The 16,084-nt window shown below is 36.1% G+C and carries 15 protein-coding genes; 6 read left to right on the top strand and 9 right to left on the bottom strand.

The window, feature by feature from the left end; genetic code table 11:
- The first annotated feature begins 8 nt into the window (after positions 1-8).
- From cybH to LS65_RS04950, 6 genes are read left to right on the top strand one after another with little or no spacing between them, the layout of a single operon-like run.
- Positions 9-767: a Ni/Fe-hydrogenase, b-type cytochrome subunit gene (gene cybH, locus LS65_RS04975; protein WP_034363571.1), complete on the top strand. Its 759-nt coding sequence runs from the start codon at positions 9-11 to the stop codon at positions 765-767.
- A gap of 11 nt (positions 768-778) precedes the next feature.
- On the top strand, positions 779-1,318 hold the full coding sequence (locus LS65_RS04970) for a HyaD/HybD family hydrogenase maturation endopeptidase (RefSeq protein WP_034363572.1): 540 nt from the start codon (positions 779-781) through the stop codon (positions 1,316-1,318).
- Positions 1,315-3,072 carry a hypothetical protein gene (locus tag LS65_RS04965; RefSeq protein ID WP_034363574.1) on the top strand — a complete coding sequence of 586 codons (1,758 nt, stop codon included), beginning with the start codon at positions 1,315-1,317 and terminating at the stop codon, positions 3,070-3,072. The genes LS65_RS04970 and LS65_RS04965 overlap by 4 nt, the downstream gene beginning before the upstream one ends.
- Before the next feature lie 50 nt (positions 3,073-3,122).
- Positions 3,123-3,893 carry an SIMPL domain-containing protein gene (locus tag LS65_RS04960; protein WP_034363576.1) on the top strand — a complete coding sequence of 257 codons (771 nt, stop codon included), beginning with the start codon at positions 3,123-3,125 and terminating at the stop codon, positions 3,891-3,893.
- A gap of 10 nt (positions 3,894-3,903) precedes the next feature.
- Entirely contained in the window at positions 3,904-5,055 is a 1,152-nt protein-coding gene (locus LS65_RS04955; RefSeq protein ID WP_034363579.1) for a trans-sulfuration enzyme family protein, read from the top strand.
- A gap of 1 nt (position 5,056) precedes the next feature.
- Positions 5,057-5,983: a PLP-dependent cysteine synthase family protein gene (locus LS65_RS04950; RefSeq protein WP_034363582.1), complete on the top strand. Its 927-nt coding sequence runs from the start codon at positions 5,057-5,059 to the stop codon at positions 5,981-5,983.
- Between the two features lie 184 nt (positions 5,984-6,167).
- On the opposite strand, the gene LS65_RS10155 is transcribed toward LS65_RS04950, so the two are convergent.
- The 9 genes from LS65_RS10155 to yidC form a co-directional block, all read right to left on the bottom strand.
- Positions 6,168-6,440, bottom strand: a complete 273-nt coding sequence (locus LS65_RS10155) for an FkbM family methyltransferase (RefSeq protein ID WP_236096638.1) — start codon at positions 6,438-6,440, stop codon at positions 6,168-6,170.
- Positions 6,441-6,444: 4 nt separating this feature from the next.
- Positions 6,445-6,873, bottom strand: a complete 429-nt coding sequence (locus LS65_RS10150; protein WP_236096637.1) for a hypothetical protein — start codon at positions 6,871-6,873, stop codon at positions 6,445-6,447.
- A gap of 265 nt (positions 6,874-7,138) precedes the next feature.
- On the bottom strand, positions 7,139-8,050 hold the full coding sequence (locus LS65_RS04940; RefSeq protein ID WP_236096636.1) for an alpha-1,2-fucosyltransferase: 912 nt from the start codon (positions 8,048-8,050) through the stop codon (positions 7,139-7,141).
- A 23-nt stretch (positions 8,051-8,073) separates the two neighbouring features.
- A complete protein-coding gene (locus LS65_RS04935; protein WP_034360928.1) occupies positions 8,074-9,165 on the bottom strand; it encodes a DegT/DnrJ/EryC1/StrS family aminotransferase in 1,092 nt (363 codons plus the stop codon).
- An 81-nt stretch (positions 9,166-9,246) separates the two neighbouring features.
- Positions 9,247-11,058: a translation elongation factor 4 gene (gene lepA / locus LS65_RS04930; protein WP_138129778.1), complete on the bottom strand. Its 1,812-nt coding sequence runs from the start codon at positions 11,056-11,058 to the stop codon at positions 9,247-9,249.
- Between the two features lie 133 nt (positions 11,059-11,191).
- On the bottom strand, positions 11,192-12,070 hold the full coding sequence (locus LS65_RS04925) for a pyridoxal-phosphate dependent enzyme (RefSeq protein ID WP_034360932.1): 879 nt from the start codon (positions 12,068-12,070) through the stop codon (positions 11,192-11,194).
- Positions 12,067-13,467 (bottom strand): tRNA uridine-5-carboxymethylaminomethyl(34) synthesis GTPase MnmE, encoded by a 1,401-nt coding sequence (gene mnmE, locus LS65_RS04920; RefSeq protein ID WP_034360934.1) that lies wholly within the window; start codon positions 13,465-13,467, stop codon positions 12,067-12,069. The genes LS65_RS04925 and mnmE overlap by 4 nt, the downstream gene beginning before the upstream one ends.
- A complete protein-coding gene (locus tag LS65_RS04915) occupies positions 13,430-14,272 on the bottom strand; it encodes a Jag N-terminal domain-containing protein (RefSeq protein WP_034360936.1) in 843 nt (280 codons plus the stop codon). Before LS65_RS04915 ends, mnmE begins: the two co-directional genes overlap by 38 nt.
- Entirely contained in the window at positions 14,269-16,074 is a 1,806-nt protein-coding gene (gene yidC, locus LS65_RS04910; protein ID WP_034360938.1) for a membrane protein insertase YidC, read from the bottom strand. Before yidC ends, LS65_RS04915 begins: the two co-directional genes overlap by 4 nt.
- Positions 16,075-16,084: the final 10 nt, after the last annotated feature.

Below are 16,084 nucleotides of genomic sequence, written 5' to 3'. Positions count from 1 at the left end.
GAGACGATATGAATAAAGTTGAAATGTCTAAAAAAGAGCTCCATATGCACGAGGAGTTCTCTGGGCTCACTCGTATATTCCACTGGTTAAGGGCATTATGTATCTTTGTGCTTATTGCTACTGGATTTTATATCGCCTCGCCATTTATTATCTCTCAACCAGATATGACACAAGCCACATTGCAAGGTATCATCAAAGGAGATGTAGTGATTGAGCAATCAATGGGTGTGGCAGAAACATCATATATGCAAGCCTATATTCGCAGTGTGCATTTGATTATGGGATTTGTGCTTATTGCTATTTCAATTTTTAGAATCTATCTCTTTATCTTTGATAAGAAATCTTCGCCTGAGCGCGTATCTTTTAAACAAGCTATAGATTCAAAAGTGTGGATTGCACAAATTAAGACTTATCTCTTTTTAGGTTCTCACCCACATATCAATGGTGCATACAATCCATTGCAATTTATTACATATTTTTTTCTTGCCTTGCTTGTGCTACTCATCTCACTTACAGGTGTGGTGCTCTATTACAATGTTTATCACGATGGGCTTGGTGCAATTTTAGCTTTTTGCTTTAAATGGGTAGAGGTACTTTGTGGAGGCTTATCAAATGTCCGAAACCTACACCATATTCTTACTTGGGGATTTATCATTTTTATCCCTGTGCATATTTATATGGCGGTATGGAATTCCATTAAATATCCAAATGGTGGTGTAGATGCTATCGTAAGTGGTGTTCGATACACTGATGAAGTAAAAGTCTGATAAAAGCCGAAATGAAAATTCTTGTGCTTGGCATTGGCAATATCCTCTTTGGTGATGAGGGTATTGGCGTGCATTTAAGCAATTTTTTAAAGCTAAACTACCACTTTAGCGGAGAAAATCAAGTAGATTTTGTTGATGGTGGCACACTTGCCTCTATGCTTATCCCTCTTATCACTTCTTATGACAAAGTGCTTATCTTGGATTGTGTAAGTGTCAATAATGCTAACATTGGTGAGGTATATTATTTTGATTTTGATAATGTCCCAAATATTATTACTTGGGCAGGAAGTGCGCACGAGGTAGAAATGCTTCAAACATTGCGTCTCACAGCAATTAATGGCGATTTACCACCTGTTAAAATTATTGGTATTATTCCCGAAGTGATTGGAGAAGATACAGCCTTTACTCTTTCACATCCAGTAAAGGAAGGAGCAAAGCTTATGGAAAAACTTGCTCTGGAGTTTTTAGAAGAAAATGGAATCTATGCAAAAAAAATTGATAATAGAGATTTACAGGAAGTTGCTAATGGCTCATTTAGAGGCTATGAATGATTTATGATTTTATTTTTTCTAATACAAGCGAAGATAAGGATTTTTTTCTATATATCCTTGCTAACGAAGCTCAAAATCTACAATTAGAAGCTTTTTTTTATACACATAATCAACAAACACATTGCCTTATACCCAACCTCAAAACCCTTATAGAATCTCATTATAATTCTACAAACCTTTTAGAATCTTTTATAACTCAAAAAATATGCTTAACAGAAAACATTCTCACTTTTGCAAATAATATGACACATCTCTTACCTTTATCACTTTATTTTTCTTTTTTACAATTAAATCCCATAAATCCAACACAAACTTTTTATGAAACGCTCAACACACTAGATTCTAAACTATCTCTCAAAGATATTTTTATGCAAACCTTACCTCTTGTTATTCCTGATTATCCACCAAATGTTATTTTAGAAGATGCACAATCTATACTTTCTCATTTTCATATGCCTAAGACCTACTATTACACACCCTTGCAGACACAACAGATTCTAAATCCTGAAAGTGAAAATTTTGCACTGCTTAATCCGCCAAATGCCCCAACACATAAAGCCCTTACAATGCAGGATAAAACATATTTTATAGACATTATTCATTCTCTTAAAAAAGGGCAGAACATAGCTTTTTGCACCTCAAGGGGCACACAGCTACTTTCTCTTACACCCACAGCACACACTCATACAACTATTTTATGCGATATTGCTTCGCTAAAAACTTATTTTCGCACCAAGGAATCATATATTCATACTTTGGCAAGTTTTGAAAAGCCTCTCACTTATCTTGTGCCAAAAGAAGTATTTGAAAACCAATTTCCCCTCAATGAATGCGGCTTAGTGAAAGTCGGTTTGCCCTATGATATGCCTTTAGCACTCATTAGCGCACTTCTCTTGCAAGATGAAATAGGCTATTTTTTTCTTTCACACACGACAGAAAAACCATATTGTGATTTTTCACACTCCCCTGCTCCGAAAGAGCAGATTCTAAGTATTGCACAAAATGGTATGTTTATTGACACACATATTGCACAAAATCATACTTTGCAGTCCCTCATAGATACACATATAGAAGCAGATTCTAAAGAAGCTCATCTTGTGATTTATTTGAGCACCAAACACCCAAGTGCATTTCTTATCACGCACAACCCTCCTAAAATTTTGCTTGATATTAGCTTTGATAACAATCCACATTTAACGCTTGAAACTATTGCACGCTCCTATGAAAGTGGCGATGAACTTATAAAAAATTTTGGCACTCATTTTCCTCAGATTCTCTTAAATATTTTTAATCTCCCAAAAACATCTAGCCCTACTCATAATCTCATCGATATATTTGATACTTGCGCTTTGATTTTGGGATTACAACCTCACACAGCTACAAACACGACTAATAAAAATACTCTATTCCATTATGCTTATCGTTTTGTGCGTGAGAGAGGACCTCGCATTGATTACAAACTCTTGCGTGAGGGCAATAATCTAAGCCTTGATTATCCTCGTATTGTCCGTTCCTGTATTAGTTTTAAGTGTGCGAAAATGGAAGATGAAATCCTAAGTTTTGGAATCTTAGATTCTCTAAGTGAATTTATTGCTACATTCGTGCGAGATTGCTCAACAAATCTTGCGCTTCACAATGTCCTTTTACTTGGTGATATGCTAGGCAATCATATTTTTCTTGATAAAATTTTAGAATATCTCCCTAAAAATATACGACTTATCCTTCCAAAAAATGGTTTTATCGATTACGAGTAAGTTACCGAAAATAGTTATAATTTTTGGCAATTTACAAAAAAGGAGAGAAAATGAAACCTATTCTCTATATTTCAACATTAGGACTTGTAGCTTTTATGATAAATGCTTGTAGTAGCGATAACAATGCACTTAGCACCAATGAATGTCCCCAAAATACACTTTGTCTTTATACAAATGTATCTGTCTCGCAAAATATTATGCCAAATGCTTACAAAGCAAATATCCGCATTACAGAAAGCGATACTTTACGCAAAGGTGGTGAAATAGAGCCTACTACAAAAAAAGATATTGCTAACACACTAAACGACATTATTGCCTTAAGTAAAAAAAGTGGATTCTGTGAGGGTGGTAATCACGATTTACGCCCAAATATTCAATATAAAGATGGTGCAGCAAGAGACACAGTAGGCTATACATTAGGCTTTAGCCTTGAATGTGATGTGCCAAGTAAAAAAAAGAAAGAATATGATAGCTTCATTGCAGAAATCGATAAAAAAATCAATAAAAATAAATATCTTAGCTTTCTTGCACCAAATGTGAATGTCATCGCCACTTCTGAATCTTTGCAAGAAGCACAAGATAAAGCCTTTGAAAAAGCACTCAAACTTGCCAAAAACAAAGAAGATGAATATTCTAAAATTGCAGGTAAAAAATGTGCTCTATCAAGTGCAGATTCACTCAACACACATTCTATACAACCCAAATTTGCTCGACTTGAAACAAGCAATATGAGTGCTTATGCCGATACAAGCTGGGAGCTTCCTATGCCCAAAGAGCAAGAAATCACAGCGAAAATTCAAGTTAAATATATTTGCAAATAAAGGATAAAGTATGAAAAGCCCACTTGATACACTTCTTATTCACGGCGGAGCTACCACAGACCCACGCACAGGGGCTGTGAATCTCCCTATTTATCAAACTTCTACCTATGCCCAAAGAGCATTAGGAGAGAATCTGGGCTATGAATACTCACGCACCAAAAATCCCACTCGCGATGGAATTGAAAGCCTTATTGCTGAATGCGAGGGTGGAAAATTTGGTTTTGCTTTTGCCTCTGGTATGGCAGCTATTGGCACAATTTTAAGCCTTTTTCAAAGTGGCGATAGTATCATTATTTCAAACAATGTTTATGGTGGCACTTTTAGAATCTTAGATAAAGTTTTTTCACACTTTAAGATTGGCTATAAAATCATTGACACACGCGATTTAAATGCTTTAGAAACTGCTATTACTCCAGAAGTTAAGGCTGTGCTTATAGAAACTCCAGCAAATCCGCTCTTAAGCGTTACACCCTTAGAGCAAGTTGCTGCCCTTGCTAAGAAAAAAGGTATTTTAAGCATTGTGGATAACACCTTTATGACTCCTTATTTACAAAAGCCTTTAGAACTTGGCATTGACATTGTCGTGCATTCAGCAACAAAATATCTTGGAGGACATAGCGACCTTGTAGCAGGTCTTGTAGTTGTCAATGATTCTATCCTTGCTGAAAAGATTGGATTTTTGCAAAATAGTATTGGTGGTGTGCTTGCTCCTTTTGATAGTTTTCTTCTCATACGCGGTATGAAAACCCTAGGCTTAAGAATGCAACGACATTGCGAAAATGCACTTTTTCTTGCTCAAGCCTTAAGTGAAAATCCAGCAGTGAAGAAGGTGTATTATCCTGGATTGCCTACCGATGAAGGCTATAAGATTCAAAATGCACAAGCACGCAGTGGGGGTGGAATGTTAAGCTTTGAACTTAAAAAAGAGTTTGATTATAGAATCTTTTTTAAATCAACTAAAATCATCGTCCTAGCTGAAAGTCTAGGAGGAGTAGAATCCTTACTTTGCCACCCTGCATCTATGACTCACGCTTCAATCCCAAAAGATATACGTGAGAGTATGGGTATATCCGAACATCTTATCCGCCTATCAGTAGGCATAGAATATGCGCAAGATTTGCTTGATGATGTTAATCAGGCTATTGAAAAATCAAAGAGGTAAGATGATTTTTTACTCAAGTCTTGAGCTTATTGGCAATACACCACTTTTAGAACTCACACATATTCAGATTCCAAACAAGAATCGTATTTTTGCAAAATTAGAATCTTGCAATCCCGCAGGTGGTGTGAAAGACCGCATAGCATTATATATTTTTCAAAAACTCTTTAAGGAAGGAAAACTAAAAAAAGATTCTGTAGTGATTGAAGCAACTGCTGGAAATACAGGACTTGGAATCGCTTTTGTTGCACAGCGTTTTGGTTGCAAAGTAAAACTTGTTGTGCCCGATAAATTCTCAATAGAAAAGCAAACACTTGCTCGGGCACTTGGTGCAGAAATTATTCAGACTCCAGCAGAAAAAGGTATGCAAGGAGCAATAGATAAAGCTAAAGAACTTCTTGAAGCCACTCCACAATCCTTTAGCCTTAATCAATTTGAGAATCCACAAAATCCATACGCACATTATCTCACCACAGCCGCAGAAATTTATACTGATATGCAAACACTTTACTCTACTCGTATGCCAATTTTTGACTATTTTGTTTGTGGAGCAGGAAGTGGAGGAAGTTTTAGTGGCTGTATGCGCTACTTTAAAGAGCAAGATTCTCACATACAAGGTGTGCTTTGCGACCCTATTGGTTCTATCATTGGTGGAGGAAAAGAAGGTTGTGCAAATATAGAAGGCATTGGCAATAATGTCATTCCTCAAACAATGGATACCTCACTCATTGATAGCGTAGAAAAGATAAGCGATGAGGAGGCTTATCAAGGATTAAGAATCCTCGCCAAAAAAGAGGGGGTTTTAGCAGGAATCTCTTCTGGAGCGTGTCTGCAAGCTTGCCTTAAACTTGCTAATAAAGTGCAAAATAGCATTATAGTAACACTTTTTGCCGATGATTTAAGTCGCTATTTCAGTCGCAATTTGATTTAATTACTCTCATCTATCACCTCGCAAAATAAACAAGTCTCCTCTGACACACTCTCATCTATTGGTTTATGAATCCTAAAAGTATAGCCAAAATTAAGCTCTTCCAAAAAAGGTTTGATACCAAAAAAATCACTTCCTTGATGATAAATACTTACAAGCATTGCAGGTTTTTGTGTCTTAATTGTCTCTAATGCACCTTGTAAAATGGCATTTCAAAGCCTTCAATATCTACCTTAATAAAGCCTACTTCAAGATTATGTTCTTTGACAAAAGCATCTAAAGTCATCATTTCAATCCATTCAAAATCATCACTTCTAAATATAGCTGCACTTGATGCGCCACCATAACGAGCAATTTTTATCTGCCCAAATCCCGCACCCAAAGCCTTTTTAATTGGAATGACATTGTTTATGTGATTAAGATTAAGGGTTTTACACATCAAATCATAGTTTTTACTCATAGCCTCAAAAGAATAAATTTTTTTGATTTGTATAATTTTGCAAAATAAGTGTGCTATCACCGATATATCCACCTACATCTATAATATTCTTTTGTCTTATTTTATCCCAATTTTTTATCATATAAAGGCTATGTTTGTGCCAAAATACACTGACCTCAAAATGTTTAATAGGTAAAAAATAGCCATTATAAAAATAGCAATCTTTAAGTGGCAAAATATGTGGATAAAATTCATTCTTTAGACGCTTGAGTGTGCGCTTCTCTTCTTTGGTGAGTGCATAAATTTTTTTATTTTTCCAATAAGATGCGAGGTTTAAACGAGCTAGAATCCTATTTACACAAGCTACACTTTGTGAATCTAGTCCTGATAAAAGTTTCTCTATTTTTTGCTTAATATCATCATTTTGTAATTCTTGTGCAATATTTTGCGACATACTACTTGAAGCATCTAATGTGTATTTACTTCTGCGTGAAGTACCCCCCCATAATAAGATTGTAAGGTTCGTAATCTCCTTTTCAAATGCTTGAGCCTTCTTTTAACCAAATGTAAAATATCCATTGTAATTCCTTTTATATGAAATAGTATATTATACACATTTTAATCACTCAAAATCCTTTTCTAACTAAATCTTTTTATGAATCTTTTATATTTCTATTTGACCTGTATAAGGATAAATTTGATTGAGCTAGCTTTAATATTTATAATCTTACCTCTTTTTCAGCTTGTATCTTAATCCAATCATCACAAATAATTTCATCATTGCTATGTAACCAAGGTGTTGGAGCAATGATAATCTTGTGAGGATTTTCTATCAAATAAGCAGCCCACCAAGAATAAGAACTATTTGCCACTATGCCGTGCTGACAATGCGCCATTAAGATTAAATCCTCAAAATGATTATCTAGACTTATATTCTCTGAAGTCATATCAATAAAAGGATAACCTAAGTCAAGATTGTGTGCGAATTCCCTATCTGCGCAGAAAAGAAAAAAATGTGGATTCTCTATCTTATTTACAATAGTAGCCACAGCTTTTTTATAATACTCTATATCTATTTGCCAAGAAAGTGAAAGATAATCTCCTCGCCGAATGTGAATAAAAATGCTGTTTTTAGTATTTAGAATCTGATCAAGTTTGGAGAGATTTTCTAGACTTTTAATGGGGGGGGGGGATAATGATTCTTTAATATAATCATCAATGCCTTGATAGTATCTCGGATTCTGAAAATAGCCGTGAAAATAGGTAATATTATTTGACTTAAGGTACTCTGCCCTATACTCAAAAGGTGGAGTAGAAAAAGTCGGCTTTTTGTAACCTAGCCACTTAAGAATACTCCTTAGAATTTTTGGCTTACGCTCAAATGCCCGAGATTCTGTGAGTTGCTCTATATTTGGGTGATTTAGGGCTTCAATCACTTGTGTTTTTGTCGCATAAACTAAGTCCATATGAAAAATATCTAAGCTCAACATCTTTGCGTTTTTTGGATTGTCATACCAACTTTTATCAAGCAAAATCGGTATTTGTAAATGATGTTCTAAACTCTTAGCAAAGGCATATTGAAACATTTGATTACCTAATCCCCCCATAATCTCTACGACTTTATATTCCACTCTCACTCCTTCATTTATTGCTACTATGGCTTAAACGCATTGACAGATTCTATTACTGCACCCACTTGTTCATCACTCATCACAGGACTTATGGGGAGCGAAAGAACTTCACTATGAATTTGCTCTGTGATAGGCAAACTTAAATAATTATACTGCTTATAGGCTTGCTGCTTATGGGGTGGAATAGGATAATGGATAAGTGTTTGAATTCCATTTTGTGCCAAATACTCCTGCAATTTCGCACGATTTTTTGTGCGCACAACAAAAAGATGCCATACTGCTTCCTCTTCATTTTTGGTCTGTGGGAGAATAATATGCTCGTTTTGAATCTGCTCTCTATAAGCTCTTGCTATTTCTTGTCGTCTTTTATTATCGCTATCAAGGGCTTTGAGCTTGAGGCGCAAAAATGCTGCTTGAATCTCATCAAGCCTTGAATTAAGCCCAGCATAGAGATTTTCATATTTAATATACGAGCCATAATTTCCCAAAGCCCTTATTTTATCTGCCAAAACCTTATCATTTGTAACCACACAGCCACCATCACCTAATGCTCCTAGATTCTTGCCCGGAAAAAATGAAAATCCACTCACATCGCCCAAACTCCCTACTCTCTTGCCTTGATATATCGCGCCGTGCGCTTGAGCACAATCTTCAATAATTTTTAAATCATATTTTCGTGCCAAATCCCATATATGCTGCATTTCCACTGCCTGTCCATAGAGATGCACAACAAGAATAGCTTTAGTTTTTGGTGTAATATGTGCTTCAATTAAATTCACATCAATATTATAAGTCTCTAGGCTTGGCTCTACGAATACAGGTGTGCAGCCATTATCAGTGATTGCCAAAATGGAGGCGATATAAGTATTTGCAGGGACGATAATCTCATCGCCAACGCCAAATCCAAGTGCTTTAATGCTAAGTCGCAAAGCGTCCAAACCATTCGCACAACCTACACAATGATTTGTCCCACAATACGCGCTAAACTCACGCTCAAAGCTTTTACCCTGCTCTCCTAGAACATACCAACCACTATTTAGCACTGCATTAAAGGCAGATTCAAATTCAGCTTGAAATCGTTTATTTATCGCTTTGACATCAAGAAATGGTATCATTTACAAACCTCTTTATTTTAAACTTTTCAAGCACTTGCATTATCTTTCTTTTCATATAAATGCGAATTAGGATTATTTTTATCAATCAATTTTTAGCACAGCTAAAAATGCTTCTTGCGGCAATTCCACGCGCCCGATAGCTTTCATTCTTTTTTTACCCTCTTTTTGCTTCTCAAGCAATTTTCTTTTACGCGTTATATCCCCACCATAGCATTTTGCAGTTACATTCTTACCCATAGATTTTACACTCTCTCGTGCAATGATTTTGCTCCCTACACTTGCTTGAATTGCCACTTCAAAGAGCTGTCTTGGGACAATTTCTTTCATAGTTTCTACCAAAGCTCTACCCTTTTCATAACTCTTTGATTTATCAACAATAATTGAAAGTGCATCTACCACTTCACCTGCTACTCGTATATCAAGCCGCACCAAATCACCTTGACGATTTTCTATAGGCTCATAATCAAAACTCGCATAGCCTTTCGTGCAAGACTTAAGTTTATCATAAAAATCCATTACAATTTCATTGCTAGGAAGCGCATACACAAGCATTACACGCGATTGATTAAGGTATTCCATTTTCTCTTGCACACCTCGCCGATTTGAAAGAAGGGTAATGATATTACCTACATATTCACTAGGCGTAATAATATTTGCCCTCACATAAGGCTCATAAATAGATTCTATCTTTTGAGTTTCTGGTAATTCACTAGGATTTTGCACAAATACCTTTGAACCATCGGTAAGATTCACTTCATATATCACCGTTGGTGCAGTAGCAATAAGTGAAAGTCCAAACTCACGCTCAAGTCGTTCTTTCACTACCTCCATATGCAAAAGCCCCAAAAAACCCACACGGAATCCAAAACCTAAAGCTACACTTGTTTCAGGCTCAAAGCTTAAAGCAGAATCATTGAGCTTAAGCTTATGTAATGCCTCACGCAACTCTTCAAATTTATCCGTTTCAATAGGATAAATACCTGCAAACACAAAAGGTTTAGCAGGACGAAATCCCTCAATAGGTGTTTTTGTAGGATTTTTAGAATCTGTGATTGTATCACCCACTGCCATATCTGTAAGCGTTTTTAACCCAAGTGAGATAATGCCAATCTCACCACACGCAATGCTTTGTGTGGGAATCTTTTGGACAGGGTGAGGATAATATAAACTTAATACCTCATATTTTTTGCCACTACTCATCATCTGCACTTCTTGTCCCACACGCAATACACCATCTTTTAAACGCACCAAAGCTAATGCTCCCAAATAGTTATCAAACCAACTATCATAAATAAGTGCCTTTGTAGGAGCATTAATATCGCCATTAGGAGCAGGGATACATTCTATAATACGCTCAAGAAGTTTCTCAATACCCTCACCACTTTTAGCACTCACACAAAGAGTATCTGTGCAATCAAGTCCGATTGTAGATTCTATATCCTCACACACACGCAATGGGTCGGCTGCAGGTAAGTCAATCTTGTTAATTACGGGCAAAATTTCAAGATTATTTTCCATAGCAATATATACATTTGCGATTGTTTGTGCTTCCACACCTTGACTTGCATCTACCACAAGTAAAGCTCCCTCGCAAGATGTCAATGAACGTGATACTTCATAGCTAAAATCCACGTGTCCAGGTGTATCAATGAGATTCAGCGTATAAATTTGTCCTTTATAAAGATAGCTTAGGCGCACAGATTGTGCTTTAATAGTAATGCCTCGCTCTTTTTCAATATCCATAGTATCCATAATTTGTGCAGTCATTTCACGCTCACTCACTGCTCCACATTCTTGTATAAGCCTATCTGCAAGCGTAGATTTGCCGTGGTCAATATGAGCGATAATTGAAAAATTGCGTATATATTCTTGTGGCGTATTTAAAGCTTCCATCGCTTTCCTTATTTACTCACTTTATAGAATCTTAGAGTGTTTAAATGTGTGATTGTATCACACTCGTAGGTATTTGTCTATATGCGATATTCTCTAAGAACCTCATTCGATGCCCTATTTTTTAGATTTTACTCTATTTAAAGGAAAATATCTTTTTATAACGCTCCTCTTGCGTTACATCACCCATAAGCCCACCGGAGAGAATAAACACAATGTCCCTGTGTCTAAATACTTCCAAATGCTTTTGTAAAACACAAAATGCAGGGCTATCATAGATTAAATCACAAGCTACACCCTTACTTGCAAGATACGCTCTCATCTCCCATATCTCTCTATATGGCTTAGCAAATTTAAAAGGAGATTGCAGAATCCGCATATGCTCCACATTATGAACCTTGCTTTTAGCCTTTAGTTCGCTTCCTGCGCAATCAATAGCAACTAAATCAGCTTGTGGAAAAAACCTATCCAAAGCCTTTTGAAGAGCAATCACCCCTACACCACTCCCACTTGTATAAAAAATCACAGGCTTACCACCAATACTTTGAGCTAACTCCATAGCAAGGGAATTCATACCTTCCAAAGCACCATCAATAATACCACCTTGCGGAATAAAAAGACTATTCTCATCGATGAGTTTTTTGGCATAAGATTCTAAACTTAAGCAATTACTCCCTGTTGGCAAAGTATAGGTTTGCATACCCCATTGAAGTGATGAGGCAAGATTCCCAACGAGTAAATCTTGATTGGTATGTAAGGAAGGAAGAGAAGGCATTACATACTTAAATACCACACCTTTCAAATGAGCAAGATAAGCAAGAGCAAACATTGCATTAGATTGATTACCCCCATAACTTATCCAAGTTGTGTATGGCAGAGATTGCAAAAGATAAGCAAATTTACGCGCTTTGTTGCCATTGCAAATAGGGTGGATAAGTTCATCGTGCTTAAGCCAAATTGAGCGTCCAAATAAAACTTTTTGTTCCATAATGGAATGTGAAAAATCAAATCTCATTTTCCTAGACAAAATGTGCCAAAAAGCTTATCAAGAAGCTCTGTGCTTTCATAAGGGTGCGTAATACGACTTATAAAATCTAGTGTATCACGAATACAATATGCAAAGAGTTCAATCTCACCACTTTCAAGCACTACATAAGATTTGCATAGAGAATCTAACGCGCTACTCATACACTCAAGTGCGTGAGTAGAAGTGAGGACAAGACTTTCATCGCCAACTTGTGTATGAACAATCTCTTGCAAAGATTCTCTCACCTTTTGTGCGCCATTATTTTGTATGCTTATATGCAAAGGATAAGGAAGCAAAGCTTTACTATGTGTAGCAAAAAAATCTTTTAAATACTCCTCATCGCAAAGCAATGGCAAATCAGTTTTATTAAAAATAATCAAAATATGCTTATCATTGCAAGTGTGGAGCATATCAAGCACTTCTTTATCTTTTTCATCAAATGGTTGAGAAGCGTCAAAAAGAGCAAGGATTATATCGCTTCGTTGCAATGCCTCTTTTGTTTTGGTAATTCCTATACGCTCAATCTCATTATCACTCTGCCTAATACCAGCCGTATCAACTAGACGCACCAAAGCACCATTAATATGCAAATTCTCTTCTATCGTATCGCGCGTTGTCCCCTCTACATTGCTTACAATGGCACGCTCATACATTAAAAGCGCATTCAGCAAAGAACTTTTACCTACATTTGGCTTTCCTACAATACTTAATGTATAGCCTTCAAGCAAAGCAGAGCGTGAGAGAGAAGATTCATAGACACGACTTAACTCATCTTTTATATTACCTAAACGCTTGAACATCTCATCTCTATAATCTTCATCAATCTCTTCGCTATAATCAATATTAACTTCAGCAAAAGCAAGAATCTCAAGTAAAGATTCTCGTATGCGATTTACAAAAACACCCACATCACCCTTAAGCTGGCGCATTAGAATTTTGTTTGATTCTATACTTTGAGAGGTGATAAGTCCTGCTATAGCCTGTGCTTGAGACAAATCAAGTCGTCCGCCCAAAAAAGCGCGTTTAGTAAATTCTCCTGCGTGAGCTATCCTTGCCCCTAATGCGATGCATAATTCAACAATCGCCCTAGCACTCACGAATCCTCCGTGGCATTGCACCTCACATACATCTTGTGTTGTATAACTATGTGGTGCAGGAAAATACAACACTATGGCTTCATCAAGGATTGTTTCTTGTATATCATAAATATGACATAAATGCGCATATCTAGGCTTAAGTTCCTCTCTGTGAGTCAAGCGTAGAGCAATACTATACGCACTTTTTCCACTTAATCGCACAATACTAATTGCTCCAACACCTACAGGTGTAGCAATAGCAACGATTGTGCTATCGTCTAAACTCATTGATGATGATATATTTTTCATCAGCCTCAGTTTGTCGCAAAGATACATATTTATCAGGGAATATATCACGCAATTTATTAAGCGCAATATAGACCAAAATCCCTTCAAGCGTTTTTGTTTGTGCCTTGCCATTTGCCTTGACAAGTCGCACAATATCTTTCAAATATACATCAATCATTTCTTCTTGATTTTTCAAAAATTCTGCAATTTCTAAGCGTAATGTGTAGCCATATTTTGGGTTAATCCAATTAAAAAGTAAGTAAGAAAGTGCTTTGTAACGATAACCTCTCTCGCCAATAAGCAACGCACAATCGCGTCCATCAATATAGACAGAAAGCTCATTATCCTCTCCTAAAAACACATCAAATTTATCAATTTCAAAAGGAAGCATTGCAAAAAGCTCTTTAATTTCTGCACAAATTTGTGCTACATTCGCCTCATCATCTTGATGCTCATCACTTTGCACAAAGATTTCTTGTTTGCCCCAAATATCTTGTGAAAAATCTTGTGTATATGATTCATAGTTTAGAGTTTTTGAAAAATCTCTAGGAGATTCTTTTTTCTCTTCAATGTGCTCTTGGTGGTATTTTGGCTCTTTATATTCTATAGATTCTAAAGATTTTGTATATTCTGCTTTTAGTGCCTTGGTATTTGCTTCTTTAGTTTTTGTATCTACAATGATAATTGCATTTTTTTTGCCTAGATTCAAAAAACCATTACTAGGATTTTGCACAATTTCATATTCTAAATCAGCAACTGAACAACCAAGCTCTATTGACGCCTTGATAAGGGCTGCTTCTAAAGTCTTTTCTTCAATTTTTTTCATTTTATTCCTTTTTTATTTGTGTTCTTATTTGTATGCTTTTCATTATGATGATGGTCATTATGATGTTCTGCAATCTCTTTTGCCTTACGTGACTCCATAACCTTATTTAAAAGGATTTGCTGGATAATAGAAAATACATTATTAATCGTCCAATATAGCACAAGCCCTGCTGGGAATGGAAAAATAATGAAAAATATCGTAAAAATAATAGGCAACATTTTAAAGATTTTCTCTTGCATAGGGTCTGTAAAATTTGAAGGTGTAAGTTTTTGAGAGAGATACATACTTGCCCCCATAAGCACAGGTAACACAAAATAAGGATCAATTGCAGACAAATCATTAATCCATAGAATCCAAGCCGAACTCTTAAGTTCTACAGCATTGTGTAACACACGATAAATTGCAAAAAATACAGGAATTTGTAAGAGTAAAGGCAAACAGCCCCCGAGTGGGTTTGCGCCGTGTTTTTTATACAAATCCATCATATGTATTTGAAGTTTTTGTGGGTCATCTTTATAACGCATTTGCAAGTCTTTCATCTTAGGAGCTAAATCCTTAAGTTTTTGCATTGACATCATACCCCGATAAGTGAGAGGATATAACACAATACGCACAATAAGTGTCAATAGCACAATCGCCCAACCCCAATTTCCACATAAATCATAAAGATACTCAAGTAAGACAAAAAGTGGTTTAGCAAAAAATGTAATGCGTCCATATTCCACGACATCAGTAAGTGTCTCATCAATACTTTGAAGTTCTTTATAAATTTTTGGTCCTATATACCCAGCAAAACTTGCATTACCTTCAAAACGCACATAGGGCATAGGATTATGTGCATTATCTCCACTTACTACTACATACAAACCTTGTGGGTTATCTGTAAAAAATAAACTCGCATAATATCTATCCACACTTGCTACAAAGCTCGAATGACGCACATCAAGTGCGGTTTTAGCAAGATAATCGCTACTTGCATCTCCATCTTCAATTTTTGTCAAAACAGAATCTAGAGTATTGCGAGTTATTACACCTCTAAACGCATAAGTATCAGGGTCAGCAGTCGGGCGCATACCATTGCTTACAAAATATTCTATATGAGGCTGATTAATCTCTATGCGCACATCATAGGCAAGATTAGGGTGAATAGTGAGATATTTTGTTAGCACAACATCATCAAGATTCTGTGTAAGAATAATCTCAATAGGAGCATTCTCTAAAGTGATATGCTTTATATTGGTCGTATATGGTGTATTAAAAGCTTTTTGGTTAAGACTAGAATCGCTAAAGCGCACTTCCATTGTATGCAAACCATTTTCATCAAATAAAGGAAGTTTTTCTAATGTCTCTCTATGAGATGATTTGAATCCTAAAACTTCACCAACCATACCAAAAAGACTTTTTTGCTCACCGCGAGTGAATTGCTCATCTTTGAGATAAACCTGCTTAATCCTCCCTAGCGCATCAATTTCAATGTCAAAATGTTCTGATTGAATATGTGCAATGATTGTCTGCTTAAGAGATTGTGGATTATTTGTTATAGGAGATTGTATAGCCTGTGCAGATTCTACTGAAGATTGATGAGGAATCTGCGATGAGGGAAAGGAAGGAGATGATATATCTTGGGTATTAGCATCTGTTTTTGCATCATTTGAAGCATTTATCTCTGTTTTTGTAGGAGTTTGTGTAGGTTTTTGTGGAAAAAAATATGCATAAACAGCAAAAAATGCAATAGATAAACCAACTGCGAGAAGCACACGCGAAAGTGATATACCATTATCTTGTTCATTTGGACGATACATAATTTTACCT

The sequence above is a fragment of the Helicobacter japonicus genome (genome assembly GCF_000762845.2).
In the GTDB taxonomy this organism is placed as follows: Bacteria; Campylobacterota; Campylobacteria; order Campylobacterales; family Helicobacteraceae; genus Helicobacter_C; species Helicobacter_C japonicus.
This window is presented reverse-complemented; position numbering and strand designations above follow the sequence as displayed.

Excerpts from the sequence above, each read along its gene's own strand:
- cybH (WP_034363571.1), top strand. The coding sequence starts at position 9 with ATGAATAAAGTTGAAATGTCTAAAAAAGAGCTCCATATGCACGAGGAG.
- LS65_RS04970 (WP_034363572.1), top strand. The coding sequence starts at position 779 with ATGAAAATTCTTGTGCTTGGCATTGGCAATATCCTCTTTGGTGATGAG.
- LS65_RS04965 (WP_034363574.1), top strand. The coding sequence starts at position 1,315 with ATGATTTATGATTTTATTTTTTCTAATACAAGCGAAGATAAGGATTTT.
- LS65_RS04960 (WP_034363576.1), top strand. The coding sequence starts at position 3,123 with ATGAAACCTATTCTCTATATTTCAACATTAGGACTTGTAGCTTTTATG.
- LS65_RS04955 (WP_034363579.1), top strand. The coding sequence starts at position 3,904 with ATGAAAAGCCCACTTGATACACTTCTTATTCACGGCGGAGCTACCACA.
- LS65_RS04950 (WP_034363582.1), top strand. The coding sequence starts at position 5,057 with ATGATTTTTTACTCAAGTCTTGAGCTTATTGGCAATACACCACTTTTA.
- LS65_RS10155 (WP_236096638.1), bottom strand. The coding sequence starts at position 6,440 with ATGAGTAAAAACTATGATTTGATGTGTAAAACCCTTAATCTTAATCAC.
- LS65_RS10150 (WP_236096637.1), bottom strand. The coding sequence starts at position 6,873 with ATGTCGCAAAATATTGCACAAGAATTACAAAATGATGATATTAAGCAA.
- LS65_RS04935 (WP_034360928.1), bottom strand. The coding sequence starts at position 9,165 with ATGATACCATTTCTTGATGTCAAAGCGATAAATAAACGATTTCAAGCT.
- lepA (WP_138129778.1), bottom strand. The coding sequence starts at position 11,058 with ATGGAAGCTTTAAATACGCCACAAGAATATATACGCAATTTTTCAATT.
- LS65_RS04925 (WP_034360932.1), bottom strand. The coding sequence starts at position 12,070 with ATGAGATTTGATTTTTCACATTCCATTATGGAACAAAAAGTTTTATTT.
- mnmE (WP_034360934.1), bottom strand. The coding sequence starts at position 13,467 with ATGAAAAATATATCATCATCAATGAGTTTAGACGATAGCACAATCGTT.
- LS65_RS04915 (WP_034360936.1), bottom strand. The coding sequence starts at position 14,272 with ATGAAAAAAATTGAAGAAAAGACTTTAGAAGCAGCCCTTATCAAGGCG.
- yidC (WP_034360938.1), bottom strand. The coding sequence starts at position 16,074 with ATGTATCGTCCAAATGAACAAGATAATGGTATATCACTTTCGCGTGTG.